This is a genomic window from Mesorhizobium sp. M7A.F.Ca.CA.002.05.1.1 (genome assembly GCF_003998335.1).
Lineage (GTDB): Bacteria > Pseudomonadota > Alphaproteobacteria > Rhizobiales > Rhizobiaceae > Mesorhizobium.
In genome coordinates, this window is sequence record NZ_RZQI01000142.1 from 1 (window position 1) to 9693 (window position 9693).

Annotated in this window: 11 protein-coding genes; 6 read left to right on the forward strand and 5 right to left on the reverse strand. The window is 64.1% G+C overall.

The window, feature by feature from the left end; genetic code table 11:
* Positions 1 to 195 precede the first annotated feature (195 nt).
* The 5 genes from EN939_RS10005 to EN939_RS10025 all read right to left on the reverse strand — a co-directional run bounded on the left by EN939_RS10005 (position 196) and on the right by EN939_RS10025 (position 4132).
* Positions 196 to 645 carry a VOC family protein gene (locus tag EN939_RS10005; protein ID WP_127267887.1) on the reverse strand — a complete coding sequence of 150 codons (450 nt, stop codon included), beginning with the start codon at positions 643 to 645 and terminating at the stop codon, positions 196 to 198.
* Positions 646 to 665: 20 nt separating this feature from the next.
* A complete protein-coding gene (locus EN939_RS10010) occupies positions 666 to 1445 on the reverse strand; it encodes an SDR family NAD(P)-dependent oxidoreductase (RefSeq protein WP_127267888.1) in 780 nt (259 codons plus the stop codon).
* 94 nt (positions 1446 to 1539) lie between these two features.
* A complete protein-coding gene (locus tag EN939_RS10015; RefSeq protein ID WP_127267889.1) occupies positions 1540 to 3018 on the reverse strand; it encodes an aldehyde dehydrogenase in 1479 nt (492 codons plus the stop codon).
* An 8-nt stretch (positions 3019 to 3026) separates the two neighbouring features.
* The gene (locus EN939_RS10020) at positions 3027 to 3614 is read right to left on the reverse strand and encodes a thiamine pyrophosphate-dependent enzyme (RefSeq protein ID WP_127267896.1); all 588 of its coding nucleotides are present in this window, start codon (positions 3612 to 3614) and stop codon (positions 3027 to 3029) included.
* A 5-nt stretch (positions 3615 to 3619) separates the two neighbouring features.
* A complete protein-coding gene (locus tag EN939_RS10025) occupies positions 3620 to 4132 on the reverse strand; it encodes a thiamine pyrophosphate-binding protein (protein ID WP_164748823.1) in 513 nt (170 codons plus the stop codon).
* Between the two features lie 161 nt (positions 4133 to 4293).
* Between EN939_RS10025 and EN939_RS10030 the strand changes: the two genes are divergently transcribed.
* The 6 genes from EN939_RS10030 to EN939_RS10055 all read left to right on the forward strand — a co-directional run.
* Positions 4294 to 5229: a LysR family transcriptional regulator gene (locus EN939_RS10030; RefSeq protein WP_127267891.1), complete on the forward strand. Its 936-nt coding sequence runs from the start codon at positions 4294 to 4296 to the stop codon at positions 5227 to 5229.
* A gap of 105 nt (positions 5230 to 5334) precedes the next feature.
* A complete protein-coding gene (locus EN939_RS10035; RefSeq protein WP_127267892.1) occupies positions 5335 to 6483 on the forward strand; it encodes an acyl-CoA dehydrogenase family protein in 1149 nt (382 codons plus the stop codon).
* A gap of 9 nt (positions 6484 to 6492) precedes the next feature.
* Entirely contained in the window at positions 6493 to 7233 is a 741-nt protein-coding gene (locus tag EN939_RS10040; protein WP_127267893.1) for an NAD(P)H-dependent oxidoreductase, read from the forward strand.
* On the forward strand, positions 7226 to 8356 hold the full coding sequence (locus tag EN939_RS10045; RefSeq protein WP_127267894.1) for a CaiB/BaiF CoA transferase family protein: 1131 nt from the start codon (positions 7226 to 7228) through the stop codon (positions 8354 to 8356). The genes EN939_RS10040 and EN939_RS10045 overlap by 8 nt, the downstream gene beginning before the upstream one ends.
* 10 nt (positions 8357 to 8366) lie before the next feature.
* On the forward strand, positions 8367 to 9209 hold the full coding sequence (locus EN939_RS10050; protein ID WP_127267895.1) for an FAS1-like dehydratase domain-containing protein: 843 nt from the start codon (positions 8367 to 8369) through the stop codon (positions 9207 to 9209).
* On the forward strand, positions 9203 to 9693 hold a 491-nt coding region (locus tag EN939_RS10055; RefSeq protein WP_245473072.1), incomplete at its 3' end, for an HpcH/HpaI aldolase/citrate lyase family protein. The genes EN939_RS10050 and EN939_RS10055, both read left to right, overlap by 7 nt.

Genomic DNA, 9693 nt, shown 5'->3' on the forward strand with positions numbered 1-9693 from the left:
TCCAGGCACAGTCCGACCGCGACCACTGGCAACTCATCGACCTGTGCGAAGCCAAGGATACGCTGCGCGCCGTCGGCCTTTTGGAAATGCATATCATCACCAGCGGCAAATTCCTGGTCGACCGGCTTGAGGAATTGCGGGGCAGCTGATCAGTCGCCCCGTCTCCTTGTCCAGCCCCAATCCTTCGCGCGAAGATCATTTGCCGGGCAGATTGGTCGCCCGGGTCAGCAGGATCACGCCCGCCTTGTCGGCCGTATCGTAATAGGTGAAGCCGGTGCGGTTTTCCCGGCGCCCGCGCATCAGCACGGGAAGCCCGTCGTCCTGCGCCTTGGCCTCGGCTGCATCCGCATCACGAACCTCGAAGCCGATATGGAAGACGCCTTCACCCTTGCCATTGAGATGAATCCGCTGCGGTGAAGGATCGCCGTTCGGCTCGCACAGTTGCAGCTGAACGTTCGGCAAGTTGCAAATCCGGTATTGCATCGCCTTGAAACCCTCGGGGCTTGGGACCTGGAGTTCTTCGTATTCGGCCAGCGGCGGATAGGACTCCCATGGCCCGATGCCGATGGAGTCATAATAGGCCTGCGCCTTGTCGATATCGTGCACGACGATGCAGATGTGATGCAGCTTGTCGAAATTGCCCATGTCGTCACTCCCCATTCTTCTCACTCCTTGATCGGGACCGTATAGTTCAGAACGCGGCGCCCCCCGTCGGGGTAGATCGTCTCGCCGGTGATGTAGGAAGCGTCGTCGCTGGCCAGGAATGCCACGACCGAGGCGATCTCGGCTGCCGTGCCGAGGCGCCCGAGCGGTGTACGCGAAAGGACTGCCCGTCTCATTTCTTCCGAATCGATGAATGTCCCGTCCATGACCATGTCCGTGGCGATGGTGCCCGGGCCGACACCGACCACGCGGATGCCATGGGGAGCGAAGGCGACGGCGGCGGTGCTGGTGACCTGGTTCATGCCGCCCTTGGAGATCGCGTAGGTGGCGACACGCGGGTTGGCGAGGCCCGAATTGATCGACGACATGTTAATGATGACGCCGCCTCCACCCTGCGCGATCATCTGGCGGGCTGCGGCCTGGGTGCCCATGAACGCGCCCTTCAGATTGACGGCGAGAACCCTGTCGTAGTCCGCCTCTGTGATGTCGAGAAAGTCCTGGACCGGAGCGATGCCGGCATTGTTGACCATGATGTCGACACGGCCGAACTTCGCCACCGCCGCTGCAATCAGCCCATCGACCTGGTCCTTCTTGCTGACATCCGTGACGACCGCCAGGACGCTGTCGGTGGTACCGATTTCAGCGGCACATTTTTTTAACTCCACGGCATCGATGTCGCCGAGCACGAGCTTCGCGCCTTCGGCCAAAAAGCGTTCCGCGCAAGCGCGTCCGATGCCGCGCGCCGCGCCTGTGACAACCACCACCTTGCCTGCCTGTCTCATGTCCAATCCTTCGATCATTTGTAAGTCGGCCACCGTCTCAGGGAGCATGGGCCGAGCTTGGCTAGGAATGGGGATTCTCCCACCGAAGCCTAGCCTAGCGGATAACGAAGGGATTGGCGGTCTTGCCGGCGGTGTCTATCCACACCGTCTTGGTCTGCAGATAGGAATTGATGGCGTCCTGCCCGCTTTCGCGCCCGATACCGCTCCTCTTGTAGCCGCCGAAGGGCGCCATGTAGGAGACGGCACGGTATGAATTGATCCAGACCATCCCCGCTTCCATCGCGGCCGCGCCGCGCAGCGCCCTGCCCATGTCGCTGGTCCATATTCCCGCCGCCAGCCCATAGGGGCTGTCATTGGCAATGGCGAAGGCCTCGTCCTCGTCGTCAAAGGGGATGACGGACAGGATCGGCCCGAACACCTCCTCACGCGCGATCCGCATGGTGTTGTTCACGCCGGTGAAGATGGTGGGCTCGACGAACCAGCCCTCGGCCAATTCACCCGAGGCCGGCTTGCCGCCGCCCAGCACGCAAAGCGCACCCTCGCGGCGCGCGATGCCGAGATAGGACAGCACCTTCTCGCGCTGGGCTTGCGTGGTGATCGGCCCGACCTGCGTCTCTTGCAGCGCCGGATTGCCCAATCGAGCGCTGGCCGCCAGCGTTATGACGCCTTCCACGAACCGGTCGTGGATTTTGCGATGCACCAGCAGCCGCGAACCCGCGATGCAGGTCTGGCCGCTGGCCGCGAAGATGCCTGAGATCGCGCCGTTGACCGCGCTCTCGATATCGGCGTCGTCGAAGACGATGTTGGCCGATTTGCCGCCGAGCTCCAGCGTGACGGTCTTTAGCTGTTCGGCAGCCGCCCGATAGACCGCGATCCCGCCAGGCTCACCACCAGTGAAGGCGATCTTGGCGACGTCGGGATGAGAGACGAGTGGCGCGCCGACATCAAGCGGCATGCCGGTAACGGTGTTGACCACGCCGGGCGGGAAGCCTGCCCGCGCAAACAGTTTCACGAACTCCAACGTCGAGGCCGAGGCGTGTTCCGACGGTTTGATGACGACAGTGTTGCCTGCCGCCAGCAGCGGCGCGAGCTTCCATGTCAGAAGTAAAAGCGGCGAATTCCAGGGCACGATCGCTGCAATGACACCCAGCGGCTCGTGGCGGGTGAAAGCGAACATGCCAGCCTTGTCGATCGGCAGCACCGACCCTTCGATCTTGTCGGCAAGACCGCCGAAATAGCGGAACCATTCCGGGATATAGCGCAGCTGTGCCGTCATTTCGGTGAGCAGCTTGCCATTGTCGCGCGTCTCGATGGCGGCAATACGATCTACGTTCTCGGCGATCAGATCGGCCAGCCGCACGAGCAGCTTGCCCCGCGCGGTCGGCGTGATGCCGGCCCATTCCTTCGACCGGAATGCTGCCTTCGCGGACGCCACGGCGGCGTCCACCTGGCTCGCTCCTCCACGCGGGATCAGCGCCCAGGGCCTGCCGGTGAACGGATCATGGCTCTCGAATGTATCGGCTGTCGATTGCAACCGACCGCCGACCGTGTTCTGGAAACTAACCAGCGCCATATCGGTCCTCAACAGGTGGCAAAGCCCAGATGGGCGCGAAAACGGTTCTTGACCTCGACCGCGTCGCGCGGCGGCAGCGAGCGCGGCAGGTTCTCGGCGGTGATTTTCAGCACGAAAAGGCGCGGACCGTCGGCCGGGCGCCGAAGTGCTCCACAGAGCATGTCGACCTCCTCCAGCGTACGCAGCTCGGCGGTCTTCGAAAAACCGCAAGCGGCCGCGACCTTGTCGAAACCAATGCCCTTGCCGGTATGGCTGGACTGCATGCCGGTCTCGCCGAAATGCTGATTGTCGAGCACGATCAGGTCGAGATTTTTCGGCCGCGCCACCGAGATCGTCGCCAGCGAACCGAACGCCATCAGCTGTTCGCCATCTCCGGTGATCACCATGACCCGCTTGTCGGGTTGGGCCTGGGCAAGCCCGAGGCCGATCAGCGCAGCACCCCCCATGGCGCCCCAGAGATAGTAGTTGTCGTTGCGGTCGCCGGCGGCATGCACGTCGTAGCTCGGCGAGCCGAGACCGGTCACGACCAGGGCGCCGTCACGGGCGTCAAGCAGCTTCTTCACCGCAACCCGGCGGTCCATCGTCGGCAAATTCATGTCGCTCACCACTTCTTCTTGCCGAGCAGCCGCTGCCCGATCAGCACGGCAATCTGCTGGTCGGCGTCGAAAGCCATCAAGGCTGCCTGCGCCACCGTCTCCACCAGGTCGGGACCGGTTTCGGCGCGCAGCACCCTGAGCCCGATCGCCTTCAGCGACGCCTCCGTCGCCTGCCCCATCGGCACTTGCCACGGGTTGAACTCGGCCCATTCGCCCCGCATCGTCACCAGGACGAGCAAGGGGAAGCGCGCCTGCACGGGAAGCGACAGCATGTTGATGCAATTGCCGACACCGGAGGATTGCATGAGCACGACGCTCCGCTTGCCACCGAGCCAGGAGCCTGCTGCGATGGCGATGCCCTCCTCCTCCGTCGTCAGCACATTGGTGACGACTTCGGGATCCTCACTGAAAAGGCGGATCAATGTGGTATGACCGGCATCCGGCACATAGGACATGTGGCTGATGCCGGCAGCCTTGAGCACCTCATAGACCTGATCCGGCCACTGCCTTTCAGACACGGTCGGAGCGGCGGCAAGCGCTGCTGCTTCCGGAGGTTTTGCTTGTATGCTCGCCGTCACCTTGCATCTCCGAGATATTGGACTGGCATTAGACTAGCGCGCTTGACCGATGCAATCTTCGTCTCTTTCTCGTGATCAGATATAATGGTATTCGATAGCTCATGGAGTTATCGCAGCTACGCACCCTCATCCATGTCGCCGAACTCGGCAGCCTCAGCAAGGCCGCCGACCGGCTGCACATTGCGCAGCCGGCGCTCAGCCGGCAGGTGCGCATGCTGGAGGAGGAATTGGGCTTTGCCCTTTTCCTGCGCCACGGACGCGGCATGGTGCTGTCCGAGCAGGGCAAGGAGGTGCTGGCGCACGCCATGCGCGTGATGGCCGAGATCGACGAGATCCGCGCCACGGCCACACCCGCCGATGCGCCGCTGACCGGCGAAGTGGCCATCGGCCTGCCGCCCACCGTTGCCGACATTATTTCGCTGCCGCTGGCGGCCGCCTTCGGCAAGGCCCATCCCAAGGCGAAGCTCAGACTTGTCAGCGCCTACACCGGCTATCTGCTGGACTGGATGCACCGCGGCGAGGTGGACGTCGCGGTACTCTACGACCCGCGCATGGCGCGTTCGCTGCGCTCGCGCCCGCTGCTCCTGGAAAACCTCTTCCTGATCGGACCGCCGGATGCGGGATTTTCAACCGTGCGCGCCGTGTCGTTCGCCTCGCTCGCCGGCAAGCGCCTGCTGCTGCCCAGCATCAAGCACGGGTTACGCATCATCGTCGAACGCTGCGCCACGGATGCCGGCATCACGCTCGATGTCGGCATCGAAGCGGACTCCTATTCGGCGCTGAAGGACCTGGTGCGCAACGGCCATGGCTGGACGATCCTGCCGCTCGCCCCTATCCATGCCGATGTGACCGCCGGGCTGCTCACCGCCGCGCCATTGATCGATCCGGTGCCCGTGCGCCGCCTGATCCTTGCCTACCCGGCGGACCGGCCTGCCTCGCGGCTCGCGCGGTTTGCCGGACAAGCGATAGAGGACATCGCCAAGGATCTTGTCGGGCGGGCCGTCTGGGTCGGCCAGCTTCTCGGCCCTCCACCATAAGCATTAGAATTCCGTTATATCTGCTCACGTCCGCCCTGCATTGCTGACAGGGCACGGAGGCGCGATAGTGAGGCCCGCAGCAAGACGAAAACCCGGACAAACCTCATGGAAGCCTATCAGGACATTCGCGATGCCGTCGCCAGGCTGTGCACGCGCTTTCCCGGAGAATACTGGCGCGCACTCGACAGGGACATGGCCTATCCCGGCGACTTCGTCGCAGCGTTGACGCAGGCCGGTTGGCTCTCGATCCTGATCCCGGAGGCATATGGTGGCTCGGGCCTGCCGCTTTCGGCCGCCGCTGCCGTGCTGGAGGAAATCCAGCGCGCCGGCTGCAATGGTGGCGCCTGCCATGCCCAGATGTACACGATGGGCACGCTTCTTCGCCACGGCTCGGAAGCCCAGAAGCAGCGATACCTGCCGAAGATCGCCGCGGGAGAATTGCGCCTGCAGGCATTCGGCGTCACCGAACCGAGCAGCGGGACCGACACGGGGGCGCTCAAGACCACTGCTCGCCTCGATGGCGATCATTTCGTGGTCAAGGGCCAGAAGATCTGGACCAGCCGCGCCGAGCATTCGGATCTGATGCTGCTGCTGGCGCGGACCACACCGCTGAAGGACGGCATGAAAAAGACCGACGGCCTCTCCGTCCTCATCGTCGACATGCGCGAAGCCGTCGGCAACGGCCTCACAATCCGGCCGATCCGCACCATGATGAACCATGCCACCACCGAGGTCTTCTTCGACGATCTGCGCGTACCCGCCGAAAACCTGATCGGCGAAGAGGGGAAGGGATTCCGCTACATCCTCTCGGGCATGAACGCCGAGCGCATCCTGATATCAGCCGAATGCATCGGCGATGCGAAATGGTTCATCGAAAAGGCCAGCACCTACGCAAAGGAGCGGCATGTGTTTGGCCGGGCGATCGGCCAGAACCAGGGCATCCAGTTTCCGATCGCAAGGGCCTACGCCAACATGCGCGCGGCCGAACTGATGGTGCGCGAGGCGCTGAGCCTCTACGAGGCCGGCAAGAACCCCGGATCCGAAGCGAACATGGCCAAGATGCTGGCGGCCGACGCTTCGAACGAAGCAGCCAATGTCTGCATCCAGACTTATGGCGGGTTCGGTTTCGCGGAAGAGTACGATGTCGAGCGCAAGTTCCGCGAGACGCGTCTTTATCAAGTCGCGCCGATCTCGACCAACCTCATCCTGTCATACCTTTCCGAGCACGTGCTTGGACTGCCGCGTTCCTACTAGGAGTCGTCCGTGAACGTCCTCATCGTCTATGCACACCCGGAAGCAAAATCCTTCAACGGCGCCATGAAGGATCTGGCCGTGGAAACCTTGACCCGCGCAGGCCACGATGTGGTCGTCAGCGACCTCTATGCGATGGGCTTCAATCCTGTCGCAGGGCCGGGCGACGTATCGGGCGAGCGTAACGATCCGGACTTCTTCAGCCTGCCGCGCGAACAGACCGCCGCCTACGAGGCCGGCGCACTGTCGGCCGATATCAGTGCAGAGATCGAAAAGGTGAAGCGGGCGGCCTTCGTGCTGTTCCAGTTCCCGGTCTGGTGGTTCGGAATGCCAGCAATGCTCAAGGGCTGGGCCGATCGCGTCTTCGCGCGCGGTTTCGCCTATCTGCCGGGCCGCAAATACGACACCGGCATGTTCAGGGGAAAGCTCGCCATGGTGGCCGCCACCACGGGCACGTCGGCCGACACCTACGCGCCCGACGGCATCGATGGCGACATCCTCACCGTGCTGTGGCCGATCCACAATGGTCTGCTGCGCTATTCCGGCTTCGACGTGCTGCCGCCCTTCGTCGCCTACATGCCGGGCCGCGTCGGCGACGATGGCCGCAAGGCCTATCTGGACGCCTACCGCAAGAGGCTCGAGGACATTGATGGCACGCCGCATCTGTTCTTCCACGCCGCCGAGGACTACGGCAAGAACGAGCGGCTGAAGCCTGGTGTGCTGGCGCGCTCGGGAGTGCAGCGCAATGTCTGACGGCGCCCGCCCACTGGAGGGCCTGTTTGTCGTTTCGATCGAGCAGGCCGTCGCCGCTCCGCTCTGCACGGTCCGCCTTGCCGATGCCGGCGCACGCGTCGTGAAGATCGAGCGTCCGGAAGGCGAAACCGCGCGTCATTACGATTCCGCAGTGGAAGGCATGTCGGCTTACTTCGTCTGGCTCAACCGCGGCAAGGAGAGCGCGGTGCTCGACCTGAAGAGTGAGCACGACCTGGCTCTCCTGCACCGGATGGTCGCGCGCGCCGACGTCCTCGTGCAGAATCTCGTGCCGGGCGCCATCGACAGGCTCGGCCTCTCGGCCGATACAATTGCGAAAGAGTTTCCTCGGCTGATAGCCATCAACATCGTCGGCTACGGGCAGGACACGCCCTACGCGGCCATGCGCGCCTACGACATGCTGGTGCAGGCCGAAAGCGGCATCTGCGCCGTTACCGGCACGCCGGACACGCCAAGCAAAATCGGGGTTTCCGCCGCCGACATCGCCACCGGCATGAATGCCCATGCAGCGATCCTCGAAGCCTTGCTGGCGCGCCAGAAGACCGGGCGCGGCCGCATTGTCGAGATTGCCATGTTCGACGCCATGGCCGACTGGATGACCGTGCCGCTGCTGCACTACGAATATGCGGGCCGCGAGACGCAGAGATATGGCCTGGCGCATGCTTCGATCTACCCCTATCGACCTTATGCCTGTCGGGATGGCAGCGTGGTCGTGTCCATCCAGCAGAACAATGAATGGAAGCGCTTCTGCACGCTCGTGCTGCAAAGGCAGGATCTGTTCGCCGACGAACGCTTCGCCACCAACACCTGGCGGGTTGCCAACCGCACGGCGCTCGACGCCGAGATCGAACCGATCTTCGCGGCAATCGACTGCGACGAGGCCATAAGCCGTCTCGACGAGGCGCAGATCGCCTGGGGCCGGGTGAGTGCAATGCGCGACCTGCCGCACCACAAGGCGCTCCGCCGGACGGAGGTGGCACTGCCGGACGGCAAGCGCATCGCAGTACCCAAGCCGGCAGGGCGGCCGGAGGGATTTGCAACGGTTCCAAGCGTCCCCGCGCTTGGCGCCGATACGGACCGGATCCGGTCCGAATTCGCCGCCTGACGAGGACCTCATGAGCCTGGACACAAGCACACTGCAGGAATGGGTTGGACGCACGCACGAGGTCGAGGATGTTGTGACCCCGCGCCTGCTGGCCAGCTTTGGCGCCACGCTTGGGGACCACGCGGCGCAGACTGCCGAGGGCGCGGCCGCGCCCGGACTGCATTGGTGCCTGGCGCCCGACATTGCCGCCATGCGAGAACTCGGACCTGACGGGCACCCGGCCAAAGGCGGCTTCCTGCCGCCGGTGCCGCTTCCGCGTCGCATGTGGGCTGCCAGCGACATGCGTTTCATGGCGCCGATCCGCTCTGGCGACCGCATCCGCCGCCGCTCGACGTTGGCCGCCATCGAGGAGAAGCAGGGCCGCACCGGCCCGCTCACCTTCGTCACGGTCCGGCACGACATCGCCAACGATTCCGGTCCGGTCATCGAGGAGGACCAGATCATCGTCTATCGCGGCGCCGAAGCCGCTGCTGCGTCCCCTGCCCCGCCGGCCAATTCGCCCCTGGCCGCATCGCACGAGCGCACGATCGACATCGATCCCGTGCTGCTCTTTCGATATTCCGCGCTGACGTTCAACGGGCATCGCATCCACTACGACGCGCCCTATGCCACGGGGGTCGAGCACTATCCCGGGCTCGTCATCCATGGCCCGCTGCAGGCGACGCTGCTGATGAACTTCGCCGCCGCCATTGTCGGTCAGTCGCCGCGCCGTTTCTCATTCCGCGGCGTCCATCCGGCGACTGGCCCGCAGCGCCTGCTTCTGAGCGCAACATCCCCAGGCCAGGACGGCATGGCTCTCGAGGCACGGTCGTCCGACAGCCATGTGACGGTGAAAGCCACGGCGCAATGGTGAGCTTCGTCACGCCTGTCGTGCCGCTATTCGTGCCGGGCTCACGTCCTGAGCGGTTTGCCAAAGCCGACAGCAGCGGCGCGGACGCAGTCATTCTAGACCTCGAGGATGCCGTCGCCCCTGGCGACAAGGACCGCGCTCGGGAAGCGGTCGTTGCTCATGCAGCCGCGCTGAAATCCGCGGTCGTGGTCCGCATCAATGCCGCCGGCACATTTTGGCACCAGGCGGACATCGCTGCCGTGCGGCGCCTTGACGGCGTCTCCGTCATGCTGCCCAAGGCCGAACGTCCGGAAGACATTGCCGATATGGCCAGGCACATGGCACGCAGCGTTTCCGTCATCGCGCTGGTCGAGAGCGCCGTCGGTCTCGCCAACTTGCCGGACATATTGGCCATGCCCAACGTCGTTGCCGTCGCCTTCGGCTCGGTCGACTTCTCGCTCGATCTCGGTTGCGCGCATGATCGGCTGATCCTGCTTGCGGCTCGTAA

Bases quoted from the DNA above. Each gene is read 5' to 3' on its own strand.
- EN939_RS10020 (WP_127267896.1), bottom strand. From the start codon at position 3,614: ATGAATTTGCCGACGATGGACCGCCGGGTTGCGGTGAAGAAGCTGCTT.
- EN939_RS10050 (WP_127267895.1), top strand. From the start codon at position 8,367: ATGAGCCTGGACACAAGCACACTGCAGGAATGGGTTGGACGCACGCAC.
- EN939_RS10005 (WP_127267887.1), bottom strand. From the start codon at position 645: ATGGGCAATTTCGACAAGCTGCATCACATCTGCATCGTCGTGCACGAT.
- EN939_RS10010 (WP_127267888.1), bottom strand. From the start codon at position 1,445: ATGAGACAGGCAGGCAAGGTGGTGGTTGTCACAGGCGCGGCGCGCGGC.
- EN939_RS10035 (WP_127267892.1), top strand. From the start codon at position 5,335: ATGGAAGCCTATCAGGACATTCGCGATGCCGTCGCCAGGCTGTGCACG.
- EN939_RS10015 (WP_127267889.1), bottom strand. From the start codon at position 3,018: ATGGCGCTGGTTAGTTTCCAGAACACGGTCGGCGGTCGGTTGCAATCG.
- EN939_RS10045 (WP_127267894.1), top strand. From the start codon at position 7,226: ATGTCTGACGGCGCCCGCCCACTGGAGGGCCTGTTTGTCGTTTCGATC.
- EN939_RS10030 (WP_127267891.1), top strand. From the start codon at position 4,294: ATGGAGTTATCGCAGCTACGCACCCTCATCCATGTCGCCGAACTCGGC.